This window comes from Occallatibacter sp. FHG110214_02 (genome assembly GCF_059115385.1).
Genome location: NZ_JBZYWK010000013.1, coordinates 57,681 through 84,549, shown reverse-complemented (window position 1 = coordinate 84,549; position 26,869 = coordinate 57,681). Strand labels below are relative to the sequence as shown.

20 protein-coding genes are annotated in these 26,869 nt (G+C 59.1%); 12 read left to right on the top strand and 8 right to left on the bottom strand.

Annotated features, from left to right (window positions below):
• Positions 1–23 precede the first annotated feature (23 nt).
• Positions 24–3,671, top strand: a complete 3,648-nt coding sequence (locus AC5S3R_RS13065) for an alpha-amylase family protein (protein ID WP_494267481.1) — start codon at positions 24–26, stop codon at positions 3,669–3,671.
• Between the two features lie 14 nt (positions 3,672–3,685).
• Here AC5S3R_RS13065 and AC5S3R_RS13060 read toward each other — a convergent pair whose 3' ends face one another.
• From AC5S3R_RS13060 to AC5S3R_RS13050, 3 genes are read right to left on the bottom strand one after another with little or no spacing between them, the layout of a single operon-like run.
• On the bottom strand, positions 3,686–4,573 hold the full coding sequence (locus AC5S3R_RS13060; protein WP_494267480.1) for a glycine betaine ABC transporter substrate-binding protein: 888 nt from the start codon (positions 4,571–4,573) through the stop codon (positions 3,686–3,688).
• The gene (locus tag AC5S3R_RS13055) at positions 4,570–5,202 is read right to left on the bottom strand and encodes an ABC transporter permease (RefSeq protein ID WP_494267479.1); all 633 of its coding nucleotides are present in this window, start codon (positions 5,200–5,202) and stop codon (positions 4,570–4,572) included. The genes AC5S3R_RS13060 and AC5S3R_RS13055 overlap by 4 nt, the downstream gene beginning before the upstream one ends.
• Positions 5,199–6,014 carry an ATP-binding cassette domain-containing protein gene (locus AC5S3R_RS13050; RefSeq protein ID WP_494267478.1) on the bottom strand — a complete coding sequence of 272 codons (816 nt, stop codon included), beginning with the start codon at positions 6,012–6,014 and terminating at the stop codon, positions 5,199–5,201. Before AC5S3R_RS13050 ends, AC5S3R_RS13055 begins: the two co-directional genes overlap by 4 nt.
• 112 nt (positions 6,015–6,126) lie before the next feature.
• Between AC5S3R_RS13050 and AC5S3R_RS13045 the strand changes: the two genes are divergently transcribed.
• The 5 genes from AC5S3R_RS13045 to AC5S3R_RS13025 all read left to right on the top strand — a co-directional run bounded on the left by AC5S3R_RS13045 (position 6,127) and on the right by AC5S3R_RS13025 (position 14,038).
• Positions 6,127–6,999: an acetyl-CoA carboxylase carboxyltransferase subunit alpha gene (locus tag AC5S3R_RS13045; RefSeq protein ID WP_494267477.1), complete on the top strand. Its 873-nt coding sequence runs from the start codon at positions 6,127–6,129 to the stop codon at positions 6,997–6,999.
• Between the two features lie 12 nt (positions 7,000–7,011).
• Entirely contained in the window at positions 7,012–8,094 is a 1,083-nt protein-coding gene (locus AC5S3R_RS13040) for a CPBP family intramembrane glutamic endopeptidase (RefSeq protein ID WP_494267476.1), read from the top strand.
• Positions 8,095–8,831: 737 nt separating this feature from the next.
• Entirely contained in the window at positions 8,832–10,112 is a 1,281-nt protein-coding gene (locus AC5S3R_RS13035; RefSeq protein WP_494267475.1) for a hypothetical protein, read from the top strand.
• A 131-nt stretch (positions 10,113–10,243) separates the two neighbouring features.
• On the top strand, positions 10,244–10,423 hold the full coding sequence (locus AC5S3R_RS13030) for a hypothetical protein (protein ID WP_494267474.1): 180 nt from the start codon (positions 10,244–10,246) through the stop codon (positions 10,421–10,423).
• A 225-nt stretch (positions 10,424–10,648) separates the two neighbouring features.
• Entirely contained in the window at positions 10,649–14,038 is a 3,390-nt protein-coding gene (locus tag AC5S3R_RS13025; protein ID WP_494267473.1) for a TonB-dependent receptor, read from the top strand.
• 76 nt (positions 14,039–14,114) lie between these two features.
• On the opposite strand, the gene AC5S3R_RS13020 is transcribed toward AC5S3R_RS13025, so the two are convergent.
• The gene (locus AC5S3R_RS13020) at positions 14,115–15,542 is read right to left on the bottom strand and encodes an amidohydrolase family protein (RefSeq protein WP_494267518.1); all 1,428 of its coding nucleotides are present in this window, start codon (positions 15,540–15,542) and stop codon (positions 14,115–14,117) included.
• Positions 15,543–15,680: 138 nt separating this feature from the next.
• Positions 15,681–16,487, bottom strand: coding sequence for an AraC family transcriptional regulator (locus tag AC5S3R_RS13015; RefSeq protein ID WP_494267472.1), 807 nt, complete (start codon positions 16,485–16,487; stop codon positions 15,681–15,683).
• A gap of 92 nt (positions 16,488–16,579) precedes the next feature.
• Between AC5S3R_RS13015 and AC5S3R_RS13010 the strand changes: the two genes are divergently transcribed.
• Positions 16,580–17,821 (top strand): MFS transporter, encoded by a 1,242-nt coding sequence (locus tag AC5S3R_RS13010; protein ID WP_494267471.1) that lies wholly within the window; start codon positions 16,580–16,582, stop codon positions 17,819–17,821.
• A 51-nt stretch (positions 17,822–17,872) separates the two neighbouring features.
• Here AC5S3R_RS13010 and pyrF read toward each other — a convergent pair whose 3' ends face one another.
• Positions 17,873–18,634: an orotidine-5'-phosphate decarboxylase gene (gene pyrF, locus AC5S3R_RS13005; RefSeq protein WP_494267470.1), complete on the bottom strand. Its 762-nt coding sequence runs from the start codon at positions 18,632–18,634 to the stop codon at positions 17,873–17,875.
• Positions 18,635–18,717: 83 nt separating this feature from the next.
• Here pyrF and AC5S3R_RS13000 point away from each other — a divergent pair, with 83 nt between their 5' ends.
• The 5 genes from AC5S3R_RS13000 to AC5S3R_RS12980 all read left to right on the top strand — a co-directional run bounded on the left by AC5S3R_RS13000 (position 18,718) and on the right by AC5S3R_RS12980 (position 24,400).
• Positions 18,718–19,953 (top strand): tetratricopeptide repeat protein, encoded by a 1,236-nt coding sequence (locus AC5S3R_RS13000; RefSeq protein ID WP_494267469.1) that lies wholly within the window; start codon positions 18,718–18,720, stop codon positions 19,951–19,953.
• Between the two features lie 66 nt (positions 19,954–20,019).
• The gene (locus AC5S3R_RS12995) at positions 20,020–20,346 is read left to right on the top strand and encodes a PspC domain-containing protein (protein WP_494267468.1); all 327 of its coding nucleotides are present in this window, start codon (positions 20,020–20,022) and stop codon (positions 20,344–20,346) included.
• Complete coding sequence (locus AC5S3R_RS12990) at positions 20,343–21,179, top strand: alpha/beta fold hydrolase (RefSeq protein ID WP_494267467.1); 837 nt, start codon at positions 20,343–20,345, stop codon at positions 21,177–21,179. Before AC5S3R_RS12995 ends, AC5S3R_RS12990 begins: the two co-directional genes overlap by 4 nt.
• An 86-nt stretch (positions 21,180–21,265) precedes the next feature.
• Positions 21,266–22,549, top strand: coding sequence for a diaminopimelate decarboxylase (gene lysA, locus AC5S3R_RS12985; protein ID WP_494267466.1), 1,284 nt, complete (start codon positions 21,266–21,268; stop codon positions 22,547–22,549).
• A 288-nt stretch (positions 22,550–22,837) separates the two neighbouring features.
• The gene (locus tag AC5S3R_RS12980) at positions 22,838–24,400 is read left to right on the top strand and encodes a carboxylesterase/lipase family protein (RefSeq protein WP_494267465.1); all 1,563 of its coding nucleotides are present in this window, start codon (positions 22,838–22,840) and stop codon (positions 24,398–24,400) included.
• A gap of 87 nt (positions 24,401–24,487) precedes the next feature.
• Here the strand turns inward: AC5S3R_RS12980 and AC5S3R_RS12975 are convergent, their stop codons facing one another.
• Positions 24,488–25,009: a peptidoglycan-binding domain-containing protein gene (locus AC5S3R_RS12975; RefSeq protein WP_494267464.1), complete on the bottom strand. Its 522-nt coding sequence runs from the start codon at positions 25,007–25,009 to the stop codon at positions 24,488–24,490.
• A gap of 175 nt (positions 25,010–25,184) precedes the next feature.
• A complete protein-coding gene (locus AC5S3R_RS12970; protein WP_494267463.1) occupies positions 25,185–26,816 on the bottom strand; it encodes a trypsin-like peptidase domain-containing protein in 1,632 nt (543 codons plus the stop codon).
• Between the last annotated feature and the right edge of the window lie 53 nt (positions 26,817–26,869).

Sequence of the window (26,869 nt, the reverse complement as noted above, 5' to 3'; positions counted from 1 at the left end):
GCATCCCGGAGCAAGTCATCCTTATGATGGAATTCCACATCGCGCTTGCGGCACGTGAGCGCTACCAGTTCGACGCAACGCTCTTTGCCTACAATGGTAATGTCGTCTTTGCCTCCCTTGCTGCCTGCCGGGCCTTCGCGCACCGCATAAACCAAGTGCGCAACGTAGAAAAGCATCCTGAACAAGCCGTTCACGCTGGTCAACTCTACGCCATGGGTCTCATCGACGAGGCCAGCCACGCCCTCATCGCTCGCTACCGCGAGCAATTCGACCCAGAAGTCCTCACCCGCGCTCTTGACTGGTTCTCCGCGCAATCTAGCCCCGCTGAAGTGGACAAGCTGCTCCTCACCTTCGTCGAACAATTCCCCGGCTCTACCATCTTGGGCGGCGAGCAGACCCCGCAGCAGTGGCTTGCCGCATCCACCAGCGGCCGCCCTCACCGCGAAGTCGCTCTGGAAGAACTCCTCCTCCTCTGGATCGCCAACCACAACCCCGCCTTCAAGCCTTTTGAAGAGCTATTCAACGACACCCCTTTCGCCCAATCTACCGCCTATCAAGAAGTGGCCCGCGAACTCCCCACCTACTTCGCCACGCGTCCGCTCATCCCGATTGAAGGTGCCAAGCCGCTGAATCTCCTCTCGCTGCTCACCGCCCCCGCGCAGGCCGCTCCCACATCCCTCCGCAGCCAGCTAGACCTCCTCCGCCAGCTCTGGCGTCCCCTCTTAGGCGACACGCTAGATCGCTACCTCCTCACAGCCGGCGAAATCCTTCACGAAGAAGAACTCGCCATCTGGATGCAGTTCAACCCGCCCGCCGTGCAAGCTCGGGCTGCTGCTGCACAGGCTGCCGCAGAATGCCAACGCACCGGCCAGCACTTCAGTCCTTCCATCGAGGCTCACGCACAGGTCCCCACCTTCGGAGACCCCACCCACGAGTACGAAAAATTCTCGCCAGATACCGCATGGATGCCCGAAACGGTCATGATCGCCAAAAGCACCTACGTCTGGCTCGCGCAGCTCTCCAAGCGCCTCAACCGCGAGATCACCCGCCTCGACGACATCCCCGACGAAGAACTCGCCACGCTGGCCAACCGTGGCATTAACACCCTCTGGCTCATCGGCATCTGGGAGCGCAGCCGCGCCTCGCGCACCATCAAGCTCCTCACAGGCAATTCCGACGCAGTAGCCTCTGCTTACTCCCTCTTCGACTACCGCATTGCCGACGACCTCGGCGGCGAACCAGCCTACACCCGCCTCCGAGACCGCGCCTTCCACCACGGTATCCGCCTCGCCAGCGACATGGTTCCCAACCACATGGGCATTGATTCCCCCTGGGTAGTCGAACACCCCGACTGGTTTCTCTCCCGCAACGATTCGCCCTACCCGGCATACTCCTTCAACGGCCCCGACCTCTCTGCCGATTCGCGAGTAGAAATCAAAATTGACGACAAATATTACTCGCAGCAGGACGCCGCTGTAGTCTTCCGCCGCCGCGATAACCAATCTGGAGAAACCCGCTACATCTATCACGGCAACGACGGCACCAGCTTCCCCTGGAATGACACCGCGCAGCTCGACTACATGAATCCCGCCGTCCGCGAGCAGGTCATCCAGACCATCCTCCACGTAGCGCGCCTTTTTCCTGTCATTCGCTTCGATGCCGCAATGACGCTAGCCAAGCGCCACTACCATCGCCTATGGTTCCCCGGCCCCGGTGCCAGCGGAGCCATTCCCTCCCGCTCCGAATACTCGATGTCACAAGCCGAATTCGACCGCCACATGCCCCACGAGTTCTGGCGAGAAGTAGTAGACCGTGTAGCCGCCGAAGTTCCGGGCACGCTCCTCCTCGCCGAAGCCTTCTGGCTAATGGAAGGCTACTTCGTCCGCACCCTCGGCATGCACCGCGTCTACAACTCGGCCTTCATGGTCATGCTCCGCGATGAAGACAACGCTAACTACCGCAGTGTCCTCAAAAACACCATCGAGTTCGACCCCGACATCCTTAAGCGCTACGTCAACTTCATGTCCAACCCTGACGAGCGCACCGCCATCGACCAGTTCGGCAAAGGCGACAAGTGTTTCGGAGTTGCCGCGCTCATGGCCACCCTCCCCGGCCTCCCCATGTTCGGCCACGGCCAGATTGAAGGCTTCACCGAAAAGTACGGCATGGAGTACCGTCGCCCACGCCTCGACGAGACTCCCGACCACTGGCTCATCGAGCGCCACCAGCGCGAAATCGCCCCGCTTCTCAAGCTCCGCTGGCTCTTCGCGGAGAGCACCAACTTTCTCCTATACGACTTCGCACACGCCAACGGCCACACCGACGAAAATGTCTTCGCCTACTCCAACCGCGTAGGCCCCCACGCCGCGCTTGTCATCTACAACAACGTCTACGCGGAAACCAGCGGCCGTCTCCGCCACTCCGTCCTCTATGCCGACAAGTCCAGCGGCAGCCTTGCTCAGCGCACACTCGCGGAAGGCCTCGGCTTCGCCCACACCAACCATGAGCCGCATCACATCATCGCCTATAAAGATTCCCTCATCGGCCTCGAATACCTCATCCGTGCTGCAGACCTTGCTCGCAACGGTCTCTTCTTCTCGCTCCGCGCCTACGAGTGCCGCGTCCTCCTCAACTGGCGCGTGCTCCACGCTACAGAAGCCGCACCATGGGACACGCTCTGCAGCCATCTCTCAAGCCGCGGCGTGCCCAGCCTCGACGACGCGCTCGCCAACCTCGAACTAAGCGCCGCGCATCAGGCTCTTCTCAAAGCGCTCGATCCCGAACTCATCCTGGATCTCATCGCAGCACCTAAAGCAGAGCAGGAGAGCGTAGAGCCAACTCCCTGCAACACCCTCTGGAAACTCAGTGAAGATTTCTTCACAGAGGCCCACGCCGCCTACGAGCGATTCGCAGAAACCAAACCCGAATCCTTCACCGAACCCGCCTCCCTCGAATCCGGTTTTCGTGAAATCGTTTACGCTATCCGCAACCTGCCCACGCTAGCCTCCGAGCTTCCGGCGCCGGCCCACAGCATCTTGGCCACGGAAACCCCGCAATCATGGGTGCCGCTTCTCGTACTCGGTATCCTCGGAGCGCTCGCCTCATCCGTGCATCCCGAACAGCCCGGGCAAACCGCGCTCGACCTCTTCGACCGCCTGCGCCTCCGCGAGCCGTTAGCCAAAGCCTTCCAAGCTCTCGGTATCGAAGGCGAAGAAGCATGGCGCACCGCCGCCCGCATCAAAGTTTTGCTGTTAACGGAATCCCACTCCGAACAAGCCACAGAACCCGCAGCAACCGAAGCGGGCGAGCCTGAGCTCGCACCAATCCTGAGTCCAGCGCTCTGGCAAGACCCCGATGTTCGCTGGCTAACCGGTGTCCACGTCTCCGGAGATCACGAATATATAATCCGCGAGCCTTACGAGCAGCTATTGTGGTTCCTCCAACTTCCCACGCTGCTCCATTTGGCCGCCGAACCCAAGTTCAACGAGACCATAGCCTCAGCCATCACGGAAGAAATCGAAGAATCCCTGTCGGAGTTGGAATCCGCAGGTTATCGTCTTGACAAACTTATAGCCGGAGAAGAAATCCCGGCCACGGAAGCGACACCCGAAAGCGAGCCAGCTACTGAGATTGAATTGGAAGAGCAGGAGGGTGACAACCGCAAGCCGTAACAGTGCGGTGCGTGTCAAAGTCCCTTTCTGGCACGAAACTCCCGCACCACTTGGGCCGGATCGCGGTGCTCTCCATCTACAGCTTCATTCATCGCCCGCATATCTTCAGCCGTTATATGCCCCGCCAGCGCATTGAGGGCATCCTGAATCTGTGGCCACTTCTGCAGCGCATCTTCGCGCACCAGCGGCACAGCCTCATAAGGCGGAAAGTAGTGCTTATTGTCCGCAAGCGCAACCAGCCCCATCGCGGCAATCGGCCCATCGGTGGAATTTGTCGCAATCATATCTACTTGCCGCGCCTGCAACGCCCGGTACAGCAATCCCAAATCCATCGTTCGCGGCGCGGAAGCAAACTTCAACCCATAAGCCGCGCTCAATCCCGGTAACCCATCCGGCCTCTGCTCAAACTCATACCCCACGCCCAGCCGCCACTGCGGCGTATACCGCGCAGCATCACTCAACGTAGCCAGATGTAACCTCCGCGCATCCTCTCCGCGAATCACCATCACAAACGTATTCTCAAATCCTAATCCCGGCTCCGCACGAACGTTATAGCGTTGCGTATATAGTCCTTGTACAGCTTCACGAACCTGTCCGGTGTTGCGATTTAACGGCTGTTTCAATATTGCCGTCAGCGCTGTTCCTGTGTACTCCACATACGCATCAATGCGCCCCGACACCAGAGCCTGGTGGCAAATGTAGCTGCCAGCTAAATAAAAGCGGCGCTCTACTTTCAGGTGAGATTTCGCCTCAATCTCCTGCGCCAATAACTCTCCGAGAACTACCTGTTCTGTGAAATTCTTTGCTCCAATCACCGGATGATCTGCTCGCGGTGGCGCGCAACTTACCATTGCTACGCAGAGCAGCGCGGCAACCCCCTGCAAGAACAGGCGATGCATCATGCTGAAGGCGCCTTCAAGCGATGTTCCAGCAAGCCAAGCACCCCATCCGCAGCTAGCGCCAGCAGTGCCGCTGGAATTGCTCCCCCCAGCACGAGCCGGTTATCCACGGAAGTTACTCCGCGAAAGATAAGTTCGCCCAAACCACCTGCGCCTACTGCTGCGGCAATTGTTGCGATGCCAACACAAGTTACAGCGGCAGTACGCAGGCCGGCAAGAATAAACGAAGCGGCCAGAGGCAGCTCCACCATTCGCAGCCGCTGCCATCCTGTCAGTCCCAGTGCCCGAGCCGTTTCCAGCACAGCTGCATCAATTCCGCGAATCCCCGCATAGGTGTTGCGCAAAATCGGCAGTAGCGCATACGCCGTTAGCGCCACAATCGCAATCCGCGCCGCGCGTTCGCCAAGCCACGGCAGTGGCAACAGAAATCCAAACATAGCCAGTGAGGGAATAGTCTGCAACACATTCGCCACACCCATCACCGGCCTTGCCCATCCCGGTTTTCGCGTCAGCAAAATCCCTAGCGGAATCGCAATCGCCGCGGCAAACAGCATCGCGGCCCCCGTGAGCCACAAGTGCTCTACGGTCAACGTCAAAATCTGCCCGCCATACTGCGCAAGAAATTCGCTCAACCTCGCGCCTCCTGACTCGGCAACCCTTGCCTCTGCAGCCCACGCTGAAACGCCCGCACATACTCCGCAACCTCGGTTTGGGAAGACCGCAGAAACTCCCCCGCAGCCAAATCCGCAGCAATCCGCCCCTCGTGTAGCAACACAATCCGGTTCGCCAACACCAGCGCCTCATTCAAATCATGCGTCACCAGCAGTACCGTTTTCTTCAGCCGCGTTAGTAGCCCGCGCAACATCTCGTGCATCTCCGCCCGCGTCACCGGATCGAGCGCCCCAAACGGCTCATCCATCAGCAGAATCTCCGCCTCGGCAGCCAGTGCCCGCGCCAATCCCACGCGCTGCCTCTGCCCTCCAGACAACTGATGAGGCAATCGTTTTGCATACACAGCAGGCTCCAACCCCACAGCCCGCAGTAGTTCCTCACATCGCCGCGCGCGTTCATCACGCGAGCGGCCCATCACCTCCAGCACCACACCCACATTCCGCTCCACGGAGTAATGCGGAAACAGCCCCGTCTCCTGGATCACGTACCCAATCCCGCGCCGCAGCGCAATCACATCCGCATCATGAACCGCTGTGCCACGCACCAGCACCTCGCCGGAGCTCACTTCCACCATCCGGTTTACAGTTCGCAGCAGCGTAGTCTTCCCTGACCCGCTCCGTCCCAGCACCGCCGTAACCGAGCCTTCTTCCAACGCAAGCGAGACCCCGTCCAGCAGCCGTCGCCCCTCGTGCGTCGCAACCACCAAATCCCGAAACTCAACCGCTGCCGCCATGCACCCCAGTGTACGGGCAACCAGCCATTTCTCCGCCACTCCACCTCCTGTCATGTTTTTGTTTCTCTCGTCTCTCGTCCTTCGTCATTCGTCCCTAGTAGAATCACCAGAGAGGTTTCGCGGCAATGCCGTAAACTCCTCAAAGGATTAAATGAGCCAAGAGCAGGCAGCACAAACCCATTCCGCCGCAGTAGCCGCGGCTTGGGAGAGAGTAGAGAAGGCGCGGCATCCTCAGCGGCCTTACCCCATGGACCTGATCGACCGGATCTTCACGGATTTCAGCGAGATTCACGGGGATCGCCGCTTCGGCGACGACGAAGCCGTCGCCTGCGGAATGGCACGTCTCGACACCCAGGAAGTCCTCGTCATCGGCATCCGCAAAGGCGGAACAACCAAGGAGCGCATCAAGCGCAACTTCGGCATGCCCAACCCCGAGGGCTACCGCAAAGCTCTCCGAGCCATGAAGCTCGCCGAAAAATTCAACCGCCCCGTCATCATCATCGTGGACGTAACCGCCGCCTACCCCGGCCTCGGCGCCGAAGAGCGCGGCCAGGGCGAAGCCATTGCGCGCAATCTTCTGGAAATGGCCCGCCTCAAAGTTCCCACCATCTCCATCATCACCGGCGAGGGTGGCTCCGGCGGCGCGCTTGCACTCGCAGTCGCAGATCGCGTGCTCATGCTCGAAACCGCCGTCTACTCCGTCATCCCGCCCGAAGGAGCAGCGGCCATCATCTGGCGCGACGCCAACCTGAAGCAGACCGCCGCCGAAGCCCTCAAAATCACCGCCCCGGAAGTCGCCAGCCTCGGCTGCGTAGACGCCATCATCTCCGAGCCTGGAGAGGGAATCATCGGCAACCCCGAAGCCGCCTCCACCGTCCTCGGCGAAACCCTCCGCAAGCACCTCGCCGAACTCACAGGACTCTCGCTCAACGAATTGCTTGCAGCCCGCCGCAAGAAGCTCCGCAACCTCGCCCAGTTCTACACCGAGTCCAAAATAACTGGGTCAGAAACGGCAGGAGCATAGGAGCGTGTTGCCATGAGCACACCCGGCGCAGCTCCTACGTCCAGCATCGCCTTCGGCAATGGCCGGGGCGATAGCCGCATCCGCGCCTACATGCAGTTCGTAGCCGCGCTCTTCTATTTCATCCTGGTCCGGCTGCTTGCTGACCGCGCCTCGCTCGGCCTCACAGGGCAGGGAATCATCTCCTACCAGTGGCAGCCGCTCATTGAGCAGGCGATGCTTGTTTTTCTGCTGCTGCTTGGCTTTTCCGGTATGGGGTTCTCGCTCAATCGTCAGCCTGAGCCTATCTCTGCGCAGGGGTTCCCATTCCGCCAGGCCTTCGTCGGAGAAATCGGCCTCGGTCTCGCTACCGGGTGGGCTATTGCGCTTATCGGCGTTGCTGCCATGACTGTCTTTGGCGGCATTGCTGTGCAGTTTCTTGCTACGCCGGCTGCGTGGTTGTGGCTGCTTGCAGACATCGCGTACTTCCTGCTTCTTACACTTGCTGAAGAGATTGCATTCCGTGGTTATGCCTTCCAGCGTCTCTCGCGTTCTCTCGGAACCACCATTGCTGTGCTGGCCTTCTCGCTGCTCTACGCCGTCCTGGCAGACCTGCAAACCGGCTCCAACCACGCCAGCGTCTTTGTAGCCTTCGTCTTCAGCTTTTTGCTCTACACGGCCTATCTCCGCACTCGCGCCTTGTGGCTAAGCTGGGGCCTCAACTTCGGCTGGAAGGCCACCCGCGCCCTGCTCTTCGGCCTGACCGTTGCCGGCAACAGCCAGCACTCACCCATTGTCGAAGGCAATCCCATGGGTAGCTTCTGGCTCACCGGCGGAGGCTACGGCCTCGACGGCAGTTGGTTTATTTTTCTGCTCCTGCTGATATTTCTGCCCATCCTCTACCGCCTCACCCGCGACCTCGACTTCCGCTATAACACGCCCGAAATCATCCCCGGCGGCATCCCCGTGGACATTGATGCAGCCGCCCGCCGTCAGCATGAAGCCGCCATGGGCCAGCAAGTCCCAGCGGCGCCTGTGCTGGTTCAGATTGCACCTGCATCCACGCCTCCGCCTGTGGACGAGAATATTCCCGATTCTCAGACTAATCAGCCCGGTTAGAGGAAGTGGCGTGTGGAGAGATGCACAGGTCGTGTGCGACTCCGTGTGTATGCGCACAGCGGGGTGCTTTTTCAGTTCGTTTGTTTTGTATGAGTTGCGGGGGGATTGCACAGGGACTGTGCAGTTTCTTTATTCCGGAACTGTGCAAAAGGCGGGGGACAGGGTGCAGGGTACAGGGGATTGTGCTTGTCGATGAGCGCATGAGGACTCCTTTCTTTTGAGTTAGCGAGTTAGCGGAATGACGAACGGCCCGATTCCAAAGGAATCGGGCCGTTTTTCTGCTTGATTGTTAGTGTGGCACAAAAGGGTTTAATTGAGCGCAAGAGTTATCCACAGATTTGGGATTTATTTTGCATTGCATGCAGCGGCTGCGCGCTTGGCGCGCCACGAGACTTTTGTGACCCTCTCGGTGGTCGGGAATTGGGGTTATGTGGAAGGCAGCGAAAGGCAACCGCAGATCCTTCGCTCCGCCTACCCCACGAACGATAAAACTGTGCGCGGAACTCCAATGCGCTTCGTTCAGGATAACAACCGATGATTTATTGGGAGAATAGAAGGCACTGCTTTGTTTTGTGGGAGAGCTGAGATGGGGAGAACTGGCGGTTTAGGTGCCCCATCATTTGTGGGATTGCATTCGATGCTTTGTCCCTGCATTTAACACCCCATCAAACCAAATTTGACCTTTTTGCTTGTTTCGTCCTAAAGTGTGCGCGATGCTGGTAGCAGGAGCGGTCCCTATGTCTCCGACCCGCTTTGGCAATTCGAGCAATTCGGCCTGCCGCCGTGCAGCGTTCTTCATCGCTGCAGCCATAGCTCTGCTCGTTCCCGCCGCACTCCACTCGCAAGCCGTCACCATCGGCAAAGATGGCCGCATCGTCGATACCAACCATCCGGCAGGCGAAAGCACGGTGGACCGCCGTTTTGCGCAAATTACGCCTACCCATGTTGCCCTTGGCAACAGCGCTCTCGACGCCAAGACCCGTCTCGAACTCATCCGCGTCCTCGATTCCGAACAGGGCTTCGCCATGCGCCCCATCCCTCGCGGTCATAAGGGACTCATCCTCGTAGCCAACGGCAAAGTAGAGCCTGCCGGAGAAGCCTGGCTCAACATGGTCACGACAAGTGGTCTCAGCGCCAAGCCCGGCGATCGCGTTGTCCTCAGCGATATCAAGGTGGATAAAAACCGCATCATCTTCCTCATCAACGGCGGCCCGGACGCCAAGCACCGCTTCCTGCGCCACATCCAGATCGGCGGGGGCCTCGGCACGTCTCCCATCGTGCAGGACGACGGACAGGAACCTGTGGGAGCCCGCCTCACGCTCGTTTTCGACAAGGCCATCCCCGAACTGACCGGCTCGGACGTCAAAGCCCTCTTGTCTCCGTTAATCTCCTTCGACGTAAAAACGCCCGTACAGGCCTTCACCGACACCCTTCCGCCGACTCTTAAAGACGCCATCCTCAACCATCATGTGCTTGTCGGCATGAGCACCGAGATGGTTCTCTACGCCATCGGCCAGCCCCAGTCCAAGCAGCGCGAGGTGGAGGGGCAGATGCCGTTTGAAGAGTGGATCTACGGCGCGCCTCCCAAGCCTGTCGAATTCGTCCGCATCAACGGCAACCGCGTTATTCGCCTCGAAATCGCCAAGGTTGGTGAGCCGCCCCAGATCTTCGAGAAGGACGAAGTCTCCAGCCTCATGCGCACGGACGGCACCTCTGTCGTGCCCTCGACTACGCGCACCATCTCGATGGGGGATGCTGGCTACAATCCTGACACACAGGCTGCGCCCGCTCCGCCCAGCCTCAAAAAGCCCGGCGAAAAGCTCCCCGATGAACCCACCAACGCAAAGGACCGTGAAGACGAGATGGGCCCGGTGCAGTTCCCCAAGCCCAACCCAGACAACGCGCCTCCGGTAGCCCACCACACCCCTGCGCCCGCCTCACCACCGCCGGCAGATCAACCTGCTCAGACTCCGGCACCGCAGCCAGCGCCGCCGCCATCTACGCCGCAGCTAAACTAAATCTCATGTAAAATAGCAGCAGCGAGTTCCGCTCCCTCCCGCCACAAGCCGAGAGAAGCAACCGCGCCGTTGAAGCCGCGGCCATCAGGCACGCGTGAGCAGAGACAATCACCAAGGAGAGAAATCCCAGCATGGCAAAGATTGCAAAAACAGGCGACCGTAAGAAGGTCATGGATACCACCAAGTCGACGGATTGCCCCAAGTGCGGCAAGCCCACGCGCATTGTGAAGCGCGTGAAGGACCGCGAGCGCAACGTCCCCGGCGGCATCTTCATTTCCTGCTCGGCCTGCGAGTTTTTTGAAAAGCTTTAAAGCTTTTCAACCTGAATCAGGAAAAGTTGTAACCCAGGTTTTCCGTTCCAAACAAAAGCCCGGCCTTGTGCCGGGCTTTACAATTTTTTACTCTGCTTCTCTTGCCAATTCTGGCCACTTCCCCAATAGAATTCTTCGAGCACACAAGAACCACTCTCTGCCGTCCCGAAACAAGCAAATAAAACCTTTGACCAGCTATTTGAGTCCTGGGAAACGAGAAAGAAATTGCTCAAGAAAGCGTTCTCACCATCGCGCCGCACTGCTGTACTCTCTGCCATTGCCTCCACGCTCCTGCTTGCACTTGCTCCTCTCCATGCGCAACAGGCGCTCATCCAATGGACCGGCCTCCTCACCACTCCCGCAAACCAGCCCGTTGCAGACGCAAAAATTCGCATCTCCGGCCAAAAAGCCGAAGCCACAACAAGCTCCACCGGCTCTTTTTCCCTCGCCGCGGAACCGGGCCCGCACACCATCACCGTTGAGGCTCCCGACCAGCCCCGCACTGCGCCTTTCGCACTCGAAATCACCACCGCCCCAACCTCCCTCATCCTCTCGGCGGATAACACGCTCGCGCAGGCCGCAGCGACAAAGGAAAAACTCTCCAGCGAAAAGGTAAACGATCTTCCGCTCAATGGTCGCGACTTCAGCACGCTTCTCCTGCTGGCTGCGGGGACGATGACGGATTCCAACGGCGCCACCAATTTCACGCAGCAGTTTGCCATTAACGGCCAGCGCGGCGTAGAAGCGGTCTTCGCCATGGACGGTGCGGACATCAGCGACCCGGAGATGGGTGGCAGTACCTTCACCAACTTCAATGTCGATGCAATTCAGGGAATCGATTCCAGCTCCGGCGTCATGCCTGCCGAGTTCGGGCGCGGGGCTGCGGGTTTTACGAATATTCTTACGCGGTCCGGCAGGAGCGGATTTCACGGCTCATTCTTTGAGTTTCTGCGTAACTCCGCGCTGGATGCGCGTAACTACTTTGACCATCCGTCGATAGCGGAGTCGGGACGCATTCCGCCGTTTCGCCGCAATGAGTTTGGGTTTACGAATGGCGGCCCGGTTTATCTGCCGCACATCTACGATGGGCGCGGGAAGACGTATTACTTCGGGCAGTACCAGGGGTTTCGGCAGGTTCTGGGAACTACGCAGGTGCTGGCTGTGCCTACGGAAGCGGAGCGGGCTGGCCACGATACTGTTACTTATCCTGACGGTACTACGGATACGCTTAACATTGCGGTCAACTCGGACATTGCAGCGAATCTGGCGCGCTATCCGTTGCCTAATAATCCCACGGGTGCTTATGGTGACCGCACTTATGCTGCGCCGTCGAGTGTTGCTACGGATGCTGACCAGTTCTCCATCCGCATCGACCAGAAGCTAGGCGAAAAAGGCCAGTTCTTCGCCCGCTTGAATTACGACAACCTCACCGGCCCCGTTACCAATCCCAGCCAGGTACTGCTCGACCCCAGCTTTGGCATTACTTATGTAGACCGCCAGCGCAATGTGGCGTTTTCTTACACGCGCACGGCGACGCCGCGCTTTGTGTGGACGGCAAGGTTGAGCATTATTCGCACTACGCCGGACTTTGTTACGCCGAACCACACGGATGCTGCGCTGAAGTTTAATGATGGTCTCTTTGAGCCATTTAATGGAGCAGCCGGTTCTGTTGCGTCTGCCTTTGGGAACCTCTTTCATGGGCAGCTCGACTTTGCTTATACGACGAGCCGACACGCCTTCAAGTGGGGCGGGGAAGTCCGTCTGAATCGCGATTCCACCTTCTTCGGCACCAGCCCCAACGGCGAATACGACTTCGGCGGCGGTACTGTTTACTCGCCTGTTTTTATTGCGTCGGAGAGTGGGCGGCACAATATTAACCCCGGTGACCCGCTACCCGATACGCTCAGCAGCTTTCTTATTGGTTATCCGTATAGCTACACCGTAGCCGTTGCGCCGCCGTGGATGTCCAGCGGGTCGCATACAGGGCCTGCTGCCATCAGCCGCAATGATACGAATGTGTATGCGCAGGATACGTGGAAGCTCAATGACCGCTTTACGCTTGAGTACGGGCTGCGGTATGAGGTTTACACGCCTATTACGGAGCGTGCTCATCGCACGTCGAGTTTTCTTGAGCCGTTTCCGGCGGCGGGTGTTGCGCAGCAGTACCTGATAAATCCGCAGCCGGGATATCAGATGGGGTGGAATGGCTGGAGTCCGCGCGTGCAGATTGACTGGAATGCTCCGCGTGGTTTGCGAGTGCATGCCGGGGGCGGGATTACGATTATTCCGCCGAACATCTGGCAGGATAACTTCCTTACTGGCTCTACGCCTTATGCGGTTTATCCGCGTGTTAACGCTTCCAAGGCTGGGGAGGTTGCTTATGGCTTCCGCATCACGCCAGACGAGTTGCCGCAGGCTTATAACACGCAGGGCGAAGATGTAATTGCCAAGGCTAATGGCAATCCTAAGAATGTTCCCGCGAATACAGTGATGGATGTGGACCGCTATCAGCGTGACCTTGCCGCGTTAGCTCCAGGGCATCAGCTTTCGCTTCTCAGCCTTTCGGCGATTGACCGCAAATTTGGCGATGCGTATTTGCAGACGTGGACTGTTGGAGTCGAGCGAGCTTTTGGCGGGCTTACCGCGGATGCTGCTTACGTTGGCACGGCTGCTTATCGTCTTCCGCGCAGCTCTTACCCCAACGGCTACCCCGGCGCGGAGCCGGAGTTTGCGCCTTACACGGACTTTGATGCAAGCGGCAATATCACTGGGGGATTTGGCTTCGAGTCCATCATCACGCCAACTGCGCACTCGTCCTACCACGCGCTGCAAACGTCGCTCTCCGGAAGCGTCGGCCACGGAGGCCCCGGCATCCAGGTCGGATACACATGGGGCAAGGCCATTGACGACGTTAGCGGAGTCATCGGAGGCACGGGCAACACCGGCGCTGTTGCCACCTTTATCCCGCAAGACCCCTTCGATAACCACCCGGAAAAAGGGCCTTCCAATTTTGATGTAACGCACGCATTTACGCTGAGCGTTGCGCAAGACCTGCACCTGCAACACCTCATTACGCAGGCGAGACTTCGCCCGCTGACCAAGGGGTGGGAGCTGCTAAGCATCTCCAGCATCAACAGCGGTGCGCCTTTCACCATCCTGTCAGGAATCCAGCAAACCGGAGCCGGCACCAACGGAGCAGATCGCCCTGACCAGGTAGGCAAGCCCATCCTCTCCACGGCTCACAGTAAAACGCGCCGCCGCGAAGATTACTTCGGGCTGGGAAACAACAACGCTTCTTATTTTTCGATTCCCATAGGAGTTGCAGGAGGCACCGGGCCGAACACTGGGCGGTTCGGTACGCTGGGGCGCAATACGTTTCGCGGTCCGGCGTACTATGACTTTGATTTTTCGCTGATGAAGACTACGGCTATTGCTCATCGCGCGAACGGAGCTGACCGTGCCGCGCTGCAATTTCGCGGCGAGTTTTTTAATGTCTTCAATATTGTGAACATGGGGTTGCCGGCGAATACCATCAAGGGGTCCGGCTTTGGGGTCATTGCCAAAACCGCTGGGACCAGCAGGCAGATTCAGTTTTCGCTCAAGCTGATTTATTAAGCAGGCAAGGGAAGCCGGGTACCCCACATCTCTCGCAGTTGGAGATGTGGGCACCTCGACCGTTCGTTCTCCTAACTCATCGAATTCCTACCTGTCCCCGCACACTCTCAATCAGCTTGTGCGAGTCATATCCCACGCCGTTCTTAAATACGGTTTCTACTTTCTCCAAATCCTCAATCTTCTTTGAGGGGTCGCCTTTGATGAGCACCAAGTCCGCCTGCTTGCCTGCGGCGAGCGTGCCAATCGTATCCTGCCGCCCAAGGTAAACTGCGCCGTTCTGTGTGGCTACTTGAATTGCCTGCTCTGGTGTGAGGCCTGCTTCCACTAGAAGCTCTACGCCGCGTTGGTCGCCAAAGCCTGGCAGCACGCCGCCGTTGCCTGTCGGGTCCGGGCCTGTCAAAAGCAGCCCGCCAGCCTTTACGAATGCGATTTCAAAATCCATCTCCTTGCGGAGCAGCGCTGCCGTGGGCGAGTTCATGGGAACCCGTGCGCGCAGCGTCAGGTAGCTTTGCAAGGCCGCTGGAGTCAGCGCCTGCATCGTCCGTTCCGCCAGTACGGGCCGCCCCGGAGCCATGGCTTCAAAGACGGGCAGAGTGGAGGTCACGGCTACGTGATGTTCTACGAGGTCCTGAATCAGCTTCTGCACTTCAGGGCTGTGGATGTCCTTATCTGCCCAGCTTCGTGAGCCGCCGCCGGGGCACTCGTCCGGCTTTTTGCCGGTGACAAACTCCGTATCCGCAAATACCGGCCCGTGCTCCAGATTGTCGATGCCCAGCGCAATCGCCTCCGGCCACGTTACGGAGCACAGGTGGCCTGTGAGCTTCATGTGATGCGCGTGCGCTTCCTGAACCGCCGCTCCAAGCTCGTCGCGCGTGATGTGCATGTACGCCTTGAACGAAGTCATGCCCTCGCTGGCCCAGTAGTCCACCAGATGTCGCGCATCGTCAGGCCCAGTCAGCTCGTGCATCTGCGCAAACTGCGTCGGTCCACCCTCAAGGTATGGAGCCGTAGCGTCAACCGCAGGCCCCGGCATCAACCCCGCATCGATGCGGTTCTTTACCTTCAGGTCCGCGTAGGGCTCCAGGCTTCCTGTTGTGCGCATGGTGGTGACGCCTGAGGCAAGGTACAGCCTTGGTGCGGTGAAGGGGACTTCGGCCACTACCAGCCCCGGCTCGCTGCCTTCTTCGCGTGTCTGCGAGGCTGCGGAGTCCGTGTAGTAGAGATGGTCGTGCATTCCTACCAACCCCGGAATTACGGTGTAGCCGCTCTTATCCAGCTTCTCCGCGCCTGCGGGGGCGGAAAGGGAATCCTCCGCCCCAATCCACTGAATCTTCCCATTTTCAACTACGATGGCCTGATTCTCCCGCGCTGCCGCGCCGGTGCCGTCTACGACGCGCACATGTTCCAGCACAAAGCTGGGCGCGTGAACGGAAACAAATCGAGCCGCATCTCCCGCTGGCTGCTTTTGCGCATATACCCCGGCAGAAAACGAAGCCAAACACACTACCGCTCCAACGAACGCCACTCGCATCCCTGCACCTCGCTTAATTCTGGAAGAGAAATTTTTTTGTGAATTTCAATTCTATGCGAGCAGGCAGCGGAGGCATAGCCGGGCGTCCCGAGCCCATACATAAATACCAGCTCAGAACTCCGAACCCCGCCCTGTTGAAGCCGCATATTCCCGTGGAGACGCGCCCAGAATGCGCTTGAACAAAGTAGTAAATGCCGCCGGATTCTCATACCCAAGTTCCAGAGCCGTGTTTGTCACAGATTCCCCCGCAGCCAGCTTCGGCAGAGCCGTCAGAATGCAGGCCTGCTGTCTCCATGCCACAAAGCTCAAGCCCGTCTCCCGCCGAAACAGCCGCGTAAACGTGCGCCTGCTCAAATGCAGCGCATTCGCCCAATCCTCAATATTGTCCGTTGCTACAGGGCGCAGCAAAAACCGTCTGCAAAGCCGCGCCAGTGCTTTATCCGTAGGCAGAGGCAAAGAGAGCGGCAGCTCCGGCAGCCTCGTAATCTCATACTGAATCAGCCGCATCAGCGTTCCAGACCGGCCTTCGCGCTCGTACCGGACAGGCAATGCCACAGCTTCCATCATAAGGCTGCGCATCAGCGGAGAAATCCCCACCACCTCGCAATGGTCCGGCATATCCGCAAGCACGCTCGGCTCAAAGTAGAGGCTCTGCATCTCCACCACGCCCTGCATTTGCAGTTCATGCCTTACACCTGCCGGAATCCAAAGCCCTCGCTTCGCAGGCACAGCCCACGCGCCCTGCGAAGTAGATGCCATCACCACGCCCGACAGCGGACAGAACAACTGGCTGCGCCGGTGGTAATGCATCCCCACGCGATGCGAAGCTGGATACGTTCCCCCAAGCGCCAGCACCGGACGCGTGGCATCGGAAAAATATTTCTCGATATTTGCGCTGAATCGATGGCCCAATCGCATAAAAGTTTGTCCCATCCAAGGTGGTGGGCCGCTTTCCACTGATTGTATCGTTCAAGAAGAAGCTGCATAAGCATGGGAAAGCAAACAACGCTATGAGCAACGTCACACTCTCTACGAAAGAGAACTCCGCAACCTATCGCGTTCTGGGTACAGCAAGCCTTTGCCACATGCTGAACGACATGTTGCAGTCGCTCTTCATCGCCTCCTATCCTCTCTTCAAAGGAAACTTCCATCTCTCCTTTGCCCAGATTGGCGCCCTCACGCTCGTCTTTCAAATCACGGCGTCCCTGCTTCAGCCGCTTGTTGGTCTCTACACTGACCGCAAACCTATGCCATATTCCCTGCCATTTGGCATGGCGGTTTCCATGAGTGGCCTTCTAACGCTCGCCTTCGCGCAGCATTACGCAATGCTGCTCGTCGGTGGGGCGCTTCTCGGAATCGGTTCCTCCATCTTCCATCCCGAAACATCCCGTCTTGCGCGCCTGGCCTCAGGCGGAGCACACGGCATGGCGCAGTCCGTCTTCCAGGTCGGAGGCAACTTCGGACAATCCATTGGTCCACTGCTTATCGCGTTTGTCGTTCTTCCGCGCGGCCAGCAAAGCCTCGCTTGGTTCTCTCTCGCCGCGCTTTTCGGCATCACCCTGCTCACCGGTCTCGGCCACTGGTACAAGAGCCACGGCCACGCCATTCAAAAGAGGCATTCCACCACAACCGCCCTGCCTCTCAGCCGCAAGCGCGTCGGCGGAGCGCTGGCTGTGCTCATCCTGCTTACGCTGTCGAAGTACTTCTACCTCGCCAGCATCACCAGCTATTACGTCTTCTACCTGATGCAGCATTTCCACACGGCGCAACGCAACGCGCAACTTTACCTCTTCTTTTTCCTTGCCGCAGTCGCCGCAGGCACAGTCATCGGCGGCCCCGTCGGAGACCGCATCGGACGCAAGAAGGTCATCTGGATATCCATTCTCGGTGTACTGCCGCTGACACTCCTGCTGCCCTATGTGTCGCTCCCTACCACCATTGTCCTCAGCATTGTGATTGGCCTCATCATCGCATCCGCCTTCTCCGCAATTCTTGTGTACGCGCAGGAGCTTATGCCTGGCCGCGTCGGCATGGTTTCAGGCTTGTTCTTCGGTCTCGCGTTCGGTCTTGGAGGACTCGGCGCCGCAGTGCTCGGCACCCTGGCAGACCACACCAGCATCGACTTCGTCTACAAGGTGTGCTCGTTCCTGCCCGCGCTCGGTTTGCTTACGGGCCTCCTGCCAGATACCAGCAAGCGCACCACATCCAGCGAAGTGGTGGCACAACCAGGCTCAGACGAACAACCTGCCTGAGCCTAGTATCCCTGAGCCTGTTGAAGGGGTTCTGCAGGCGTTTTTCTATAGCTACTGCGCCGCCATTTCGTCCAGAATGGCCTTGGCGGCCTGTACGGGGTTTTCTGCCTGCGTGATGGGCCTGCCGACGACGAGGTAGCTGGCTCCTGCTTTCAGAGCGTCTGCGGGAGTGGCTATGCGCTTCTGGTCGCCCACGGCGCTGGATGCTGGCCGGATTCCGGGAATGACCAGCACACCCTCCGGGCCGGTCAGGCTGCGCAGCGTGGCTACTTCGAGAGGCGAGCAGACGAATCCGCGAATTCCCGAGGCGAGCCCCATTTTGGCCAGTAGCTCAACCTGTGCGGCGGGCTCGTGTGCCACGCCAATTGCGCCGAGTTGTGTTGCATCCATGGAAGTCAACACCGTAACCGCCAGCAGCTCGGGTGGCGTTGCTGCCCCGGCTAGTGCTTCACGTGCTGCCGTCAGCATTGCCGGGCCACCTGCTGCGTGGATTGTGAGCAACTGTACCCCGAGCCGGGAGACGGACTTTACGGCGCTGGCCACGGTGTTTGGAATGTCATGCAGCTTGAGGTCGAGGAAGACCTTGTGCCCGCGCTTCAAAATCGGCTCCAGAACGGCAGGGCCTTCGGCTACAAACAGCTCCAACCCGACTTTGAACCAGTCCACGGTCCCTTCCAGACGCTCCACCATCGCGGTAGCCCCGGCAGCGTTCGGCACGTCGAGCGCCACAATCAGCTTCTGCCGCGCGCGCTCATGGGCGTCAACTGGCAAATCCGTTCTATGCAGATACGAGTGAACTCCGGGAACCGTCATGCCTTCATCCTACTCCGAATACAATCGAAACGAGGCGGCATCCTGAAGCCGCTCCGCCAAAGCCGTACCCAAGGAGAAGCCCGTTGGCCTCGAAAGCATTGCGCTCTGCAGCAGTAGCCGTTCTTTTTATCCTTTGCAGCATTTCGCAACCCGCCAAAGCCGAACCCGCCACCGCTCCCAACGGCGTCCATACCAACCCGCTTAACCTCGATCCGCTGGTTCGCGAAGCCTTCGAGCGCTTCTACCTCCTCGACTACCCCGGCTCGGTGGCGCGCTTTGAAAAGGTGAAGGAGCAGCACCCCGGCGATCCGCAGGCCACTGCGTTGCTGCTGGATGCGGTTATCTTTCAGGAGCTCTACCGGCAAGACCTTCTGGACACTACTTTTTATGCCAATGACGGCTTTTTGAGCGGGCATCACGCCACGCAGGAAGACCCCAAGGTTCGCGACCGTATCTTTGCGCTTTCAGATGAAGCGGTACATGAAGCTGATGTTCGTATCCAGCAGAATCCAAATGATATTGACTCGCTTTATGCGCGGGGGTGGGCGAGGGCATTGCGCGTTGCTTACATGGCGATGGTGGAGCGCTCTTTCCGCGCAGGCTTTGGGTTGGCGATGAAGGCCAAGGACGACCACGAAAAAGTCCTACAGCTCGACCCGAACTACATCGACGCCAAGCTGGTTGTGGGTGTTTATGTGTACACCGTTGGGGCTCTACCGCTACCCTTCAAGATCATCATTGGGTTTGCCGGTATAACTGGCTCAAAATCAAAGGGGTTAGCTGATTTGCATATCGCAGGTGACCGAGGCGTCATCACCAGCGTCGAAGCCCGCACCGTCATCGCCCTTTTCCTCCGCCGCGAGTCCCGTTATCAGGAGGCCATCCAGGTTGTCCGCAGCCTCAAAGCTCAATATCCCCGCGACTTCCTCTTCTGCCTCGAAGAAGCCAACCTCCGCAAAGACAATGGCGAAGGCATGGCCGCCGTGGAAGCCTACCGTAGTCTCCTTGCTGATGCGCAGAAGCCTAATTACTTCGCTTCCGCCCGGCTTGAGCTGGCGTATTTTGGGCTGGGCGATGCACTGCGCGGGCAGCGGCATTACCAGGAAGCTGCTGAAGTTTACGAGAAGGCGGCCTTCACAGAAGGAGTTAGTCCTGAGCTGAAAATCCGCAGCCTCCTCGACGCAGGCCAGTCCCGCGACCTGAACAACGAGCGCCAGAAGGCCGTGCAGGATTACCAGATGGCTGTGGATGCCGGTCCCGGAACTACCCGAGGCGAGCAGGCTCGCAAATACCTGAAGTCGCCCTACCACGGGAACTAGGCGCTTGCTCTGGGAACCACTCTGTCTTTGAGAACGTATGCTTCAATGAACCTTCGGAGGCATCAAATGGCACTCTTTTGCACGCGCTGCGGAACCGGACTTCCCGACACCGCGCGTTTCTGTTCCACCTGCGGCAACGCCGTCCTTGGCTCCGTTATGCCGCGTCCCACCGTCCGCCCCCGCATTGGCCGCGTTATCGCAGGTGTCTGCATCGGCCTCTCGCAGACCTACGGGTGGGACGTAGCTACCGTCCGCATCCTTGCTGTGCTAGCCCTCTGCTTCTCCGGCGGATTGGTCTTCGTGGCATATCTTGCTTGCTGGGTAGGCATCCCGGACGAGCAATTTGCAATCCCAATGACAGGCACAGTACCTCCGCCGCCCCCGACTGCATGAACCACGAATACGTCGCATCCAATACGCACCTCAGTTACCACATCCGCGGAGCCGGAGAGACAGTCGTCTTCCTTCATCCCACCCCGCTCGACCACGATTATTGGGTGCCCCTCGTCGAACGGCTGCCCGGCATCTATGCTGTCGCTCCTGATTTGCGCGGCCACGGGATCTCCGAGCTGGGAGCCGACCTGCCAACAGGCGCATTCGCCCAGGTCCCCAACGCCCCCGTACTCTCCATGCAACAGTACGCCTCCGACGTCATTGAGCTGCTTGACCACCTAGACCTGCCGAAAGTCATCTTCGCCGGGTGCTCGATTGGTGGCTATATTCTTCTTGAGCTATGGCGTCGTATTCCGCACAGGATAAACGGCTTGGCTTTCGTATGCTCCAAGACGCAGCCTGACACGGAAGCTGGTCGCGGAAAACGTGTGGAAAACATTGCCAAGGCTCGCTCCGGGGGCCTGCCGGGCATCTATGACGCCATGTCCCTCTCGCTAGTCGGCCAAACCGCTCGCACCCGCCACCCCGAGTTGGCCAAGCAGGCCCGTGCCCACATGACTCCTCCCGTGGAGTCCTTCGTCGCTACCCAAGCCGGTCTGGCCACCCGTCCCGACTCCGTCCCAACCGTCGCCACCATTACTGTTCCTATTCTGGCGATTGCCGGTGGAGAAGACCCCGCTGTTACCCCGGTTGAGATGGAGGCTTTCAAGGCTGCACCCGGCGGTTGCGACTACCGTCTTCTCGAACACGCAGGCCACTTCGCCGCCATTGAGCAGCCGGGACAAGTTGCCGAAATCTTCTCTGACTGGCTCCACAGCGACGCGCTCGAATAAGTTTTTCTCGTCCTTCGTCGCTCGTCACTCGTCCCTAGCTCTTATGCTGTAGGCTCAAAGTTGATACTTCATCCGGGAATCAAACTTTGACCGTCGTAAGCAAGCCATCCGCTCGTCCGTTTCATCATCCGCAGGCCGGCAGTGCGCTGCATGCCGGAGCCGTCTCCCTCGAAGCCCTCGCAAAAAAGTTCGGTACGCCGCTCTACGTCTACTCCGCTGACCAGATTCTGGAGCGTCTTGCGCTCTTTCAGGAGGCCTTTGCGGAGCGCGATCACCTCGTCTGCTATGCCGTAAAAGCCAACTCCGCGCTGGCAATTCTCAAGCTGCTGGCAAGTCGTGGCGCAGGCTTCGACATCGTCTCCGGCGGGGAGTTGGAGCGTGTTTTGGTTGCTGCTCCCGCAGCCGCTGGCCGCGTTGTCTTCTCCGGCGTTGGTAAGACAGCCGCGGAAATCGATCTCGCCCTTAACGCAGAAATCCTCTCCTTCAACGTGGAGAGCGAAGGCGAACTAACCCTCCTCGCCGCTCGCGCCGCTAAGCTCAAAAAGTGCGCTCGCTTCTCCATTCGCGTTAATCCGGATGTTTTTGCGGAGACGCACCCCTACATCTCCACCGGGTTGCATGAGCACAAGTTTGGCGTCTCTATCCTCAAGGCCCTCTCGATGTACAAGTCGGTAGCGAAGAACAAGTGGCTCCAGCCCCACGGCATCAGCGTCCACATCGGCTCGCAAATCGCCTCCGCCGAGCCCTTCGGCTCCGCTCTTGAGCGCGTCCACAAGCTGGTGCGCAGCCTCGCCAAAGCTGGAATCGAAATCCGCGCCATCGACGCGGGCGGCGGCCTCGGCATCGACTACCACTCTGCCAATTTCGACCCGGCGAAGCGCGTTCGTGCCTATGCGAAGGCTGTTATCGCCGCGCTCGACGGCTTCCAGGGCAAGCTTGTCATTGAGCCGGGCCGCTTCCTCGTCGCGCAGGCTGGAGCACTCGCTACCCGCGTCGTCAACGTCAAGCAGAACGGCAAAAAGACCTTCGTTATCACTGACGCGGCGATGAATGACCTTATCCGTCCGGCGCTTTACCAGGCGCACCATGAGATTGTTCCGGTGAAGCCGCGCCCCGGCCGTCCTCGTGCCGTTGATATCGTAGGCCCCGTCTGCGAAACCGGCGATTTCTTTGCCCGCGACCGCGTGCTTGCTCCAGTCCGGCCCGGCGACCTTGTTGCGCTGCTTGATGCTGGTGCCTATGGCATGGCGCAAAGCTCGAATTACAACACGCGGCTGCGTCCTGCCGAAGTTCTGGTTGAAGGCAAGAGGGCGCGGCTGATTCGCCGCCGCGAAACCACAGCCGACCTCTTTGCGCCGGAGTTGTTTTAATCGCAAGTCATTAAGCCACAAATATCGGGTGCCCCCGGTCCCTCGCATTTGGGGACCGGGGATGCCCATACCGCAGTTCTCCCCACCTCTGTTCTCCCACAAAAAACGCAGTGTCATTCCGAATGAGCCGTGTTTCTCCGAGATAGAGAAGCAGGGGAGGCCTTTCGCCAGCAGGCCACTATCTCCTCTTCCTGACCACCGGGAGGACCACGAAAGCCTCATGGCGGTCGAAGACCGCAGTGGCTGCATGCAATGCCAACCTGATACAAAGTTTCGGGAGGAGTTTCCATGCAATTTGGTTCGCGAACGCTGGCGGCCTCGCTCGCTGCGGTGTTTCTCGCATTCTCTGCCTTAGCTCACGCCGATTCACTCACCGTAAAGACACAACAGGGCAAAGCCCACGGCAAGACCATCAACGACGGTAAGGTAAAAGCCTGGCTCGGCCTGCCTTATGCCGCTCCGCCTGTCGGTGACCTTCGCTGGAAGGCTCCGCAGCCCGCAGCGAAGTGGTCCGGCGAGCGCGACGCCACAAAATACGGCACCCACTGCGCGCAGAACCATGTCTATGAAGACATGGTCTTCCTGGACGACGCTCCCGCCGGAAGCGAAGACTGCCTTTTTCTCAATGTTTACGTGCCTGCCACGGCATCGAAGAAGACAAAGCTGCCTGTCATGTTCTGGATTCACGGCGGAGGTTTCAACGGTGGCGCCAGCAATGAGCCACGCCACAATGGCGACTTCCTTCCGCTCAAAGGCGTGGTGCTTGTCACTATCAACTACCGCCTCGGCGTCTTCGGGTTCCTTGCCACCAGCGACCTGGCCAAAGAGCAGAACGGCACGGCAGGGAACTACGGCTTCATGGACATGATCGCCGCGCTCCGCTGGGTCAACAGCAATATCAAGGAATTCGGCGGCGACCCCGGCAATGTCACTATCTTCGGCGAAAGCGCAGGTTCCTTCGCCGTCAGCACGCTCATGGCTGCAGCCGACGCCAAGCCGCTCTTTCAGAAAGTCATCGGCGAAAGCGGCGGAGCCCTTGGCCGCAGCGCCCTCGGCTATGCCACGCTGGACAAGCGCACTCCCAAGGACGACAAGTGGGAGGACAGCCTTAACGTTCACTCTCTCGCCGAACTGCGCGCGCTTCCCACGGCAACCATCCTCGCCTCCATCAAGCAGGGCATCAACTTCCCGCCCGACATTGACGGCAAAGTTCTCACCGAGCCCGTCGAAGCCACCTTCACCGCTGGCAAGCAGTCGCACATCCCGCTCCTCGCCGGATGGAACAACGACGAAAACCCAGCCCTGCTTTCTCGCATTCACAGTGTTGCCGACTGGAAAGACTTCGCCGCAACCACCTACAAAGACAAGGCCGACGATTTCCTCAAGGCATATCCGGCGGATACCGACGCAGAAGCTCAGCGTTCCGCCATCGACTTCGGCAGCGACCAGTTCATCGCCTACAGTACCTGGGCATGGCTCGACGCGCACCGCAAAACCGGCAACGCTTCCATCTACCGCTACCACTTTGAGCTGGCTGCTACGCCGAGCAAGTTCCACACAGGCACTTTTGCCTTCCATTCTGACGATATTGAGTACGTCTTCGGCACGCTCGACACCCGTCCCGGCTGGAACGTCCGCCCCGAAGACCGCACCCTCAGCGACCAGATGATGACCTACTGGACCAGCTTCGCGAAGACCGGCGACCCTAACGGCTCCGGCCTGCCTGTATGGCCCAAATACACCGACGAGGGCTACCCCCTCCTCCACCTGGACACCACCATCACCAGCGCTCCAGATAAACTCCGCGACCGCTACGAATTCCTGACCAACAACCCGCCGCCGAGGCCTTAAGTAGGCGTCCGGTTTCAGCCCAAAACAAAAAGCCCGACATAAGCCGGGCTTTTTGTTGATGTCACGGAGTTTTTTCGTACCCTGTTTTTACTGCTTCACCCCAGAAGCCGCCGCAAACCCGGCAGTCTGTGATGACGGAGTAGTATTCGCCGAAATCGGCCCGCCAAATGAGCCCGTCTTCGCGTTAATCGCATTCGAGTAATCCGCGCCGAGTCCCAGCTTCTTCAGCGCGCGCGAGTCCGGCATCAGCTTTGTCTGCCAGCCCTGGTCGGACTGGTACTTCTGCATGGCCGCAACCGTGCTGTCGTCCCACTCACCTGTCGCCGGGCCGGGAAGATAGTGCTCGCGAATCAACGCCTCTTGAATCTCCGAAGCGCGCTCCGGAGCAATCTCCTGCTGCCCGTGCAGCTTGTGCGTCACAACAGCCACGCGTTTCACGCTGCCCTTGCGCCCACCCCTTGTAGTGCGAACGCTGCGCGCAGAACTCGCAGCCGCCCGCGCATGCGAACTGGTATGCGCACTTGCTTTAGCAGCGCGATGAGCATGAGAAGCGGTTGCCGGCGCAATTGCCAGCGAAGCCGCCAAAACAAATAAACCTGTACGAACCATAAACACGTTGAATACTACCTCCGCCTGACTGGGATGCAACTTCAGGGGATCAATCGGGCCCAGTTTACTGGAATCCCGACTCCATGCACCACAAAAGTTTCTCTGAATTCTTACAATGTACCAAAACAGAACAGACGCTGCGTGACCTGCATCACGCAGCGTCTGCCCCACGACTCTATAGTGTTCCGGCAACCAGAATAATTCCATCATTCGGGCGCTTCGGGTCAATCACTTCAAAGACCACGTCGTCACCCGACTTCAGCTTGCTGACAATCGCGTTGAACTGGTCGCGAGTGCCCGTAGCCTGGCGGTTGATGCGCACAATCACCAGTCCTGGTTCCATGCCCTGCAGGTCGGCAAACGAGCCCGTCCGCACCGACTGCACAACCACGCCCGGATGCTTGATCTTTGCCACCATATCCGGCGTTGCCTCGCGCACCACGATACCCAGCTTGCTTTCGCCGGGGTTCGTGCCCTCATCGGGAGCCGTCGCATCCGGAGCCTGAGCTTGTTCCGCAAAGACCTTGTCGCGATCGCCAATCGTCACCGTCGCATCGGCAGGCTTGCCTTCGCGAATGTAACCAATCCGCGCATTCGAGCCTGGCCTCCGCGCTGCAATATCGCTCACCAGGTCGTCGCCGTCCTTCACGCTGCGGCCATCAATCGTGGTGATAATGTCGCCCTGCTTCAGGCCGGCCTTGTCCGCCGGACCGCCAGGCTGCACACTCTGCACCAGCACGCCGTTCTTGAAGCCGTAGACGCGGTTTACCGCGCCCGACAGGCCCTGGTGGAAGCTGATGCCGATGGAGCCGCGAACAACTTTGTGGCTCGGAGAAATCAGGTCGTTGTAAATATCAACAACGGTATTCGAGGGCATCGCAAAACCGATGCCCTGGTAACCCGCGCTCTGGGTGTAAATGGCGGTGTTGATGCCGATTACTTCGCCGTTCATGTTCAGCAGCGGCCCGCCGGAGTTGCCGGGGTTGATGGCTGCGTCGGTCTGGATGAAGTGCTGGAACTGGCCCTTCTGGCCCGGCTCAATGGTGCGGTTTTTCGCGGAGATAATGCCCGCCGTCACCGTCTGCGCCAGGGCAAACGGGCTGCCGATGGCTTCCACCCAGTCGCCTACCTGCGTGTTGTCGCTGTTGCCCAGCTTGACTGTCGGCAGCGGGGAATTTGTATCAATCTTGATGACCGCGATATCCGTCGCCGGGTCCGTGCCGATCACGCGTGCCGGACGGCCAAGGTCCTGCGTGTCGGGGTCTGTCGAAAGCTTCACGAAAATCTTGTCGGCCTTCTCGACTACGTGGTTGTTGGTGATGATGTAACCCTTCGGGTCCACGATGAAGCCCGAACCAAGCGACTCGCGCACCTGCCCGTCGTCGCTGCCGTCATCCTGTCCCTGTCCGCCGAAGAAATGGTTGAAGAAATCCTGAAAACCGCCCTGTCCGCTGTCGCCCTGGTCGTCGTCATCGCCATCGGGGTTCTGCGGATTCTGCTGTTGCGGCATGCGGCGCTGCTGTGGGCGGCGTGGTGCGCGGCTCGTAGACTGCTTGGGAATCGTTTGCGTGTTGATGTTGACAACCGCCGGCTCAACTGCCTTGGCGATCTTTACAAACTCATTGGGGGCAACAGGCGAGTTAATCACCTTCAGCGGAGTCGCATCCGCGCTCGCATTCTGTTTTTCCTGCCCACTTACGCCGTGCGCGGCAAACGACATGCCAAGAATTGCGGCCGAAAGGGTGGCCAGAAGAACAAACGCCGTAGCCAGGCGCCGTGCACGCAGTCTTTCCAGAAGGGATTTCATCGAGATTTTGTCCTCATTCCGTGCGCCGGCGTCCAGCCGGCCAGTTCAAAAAC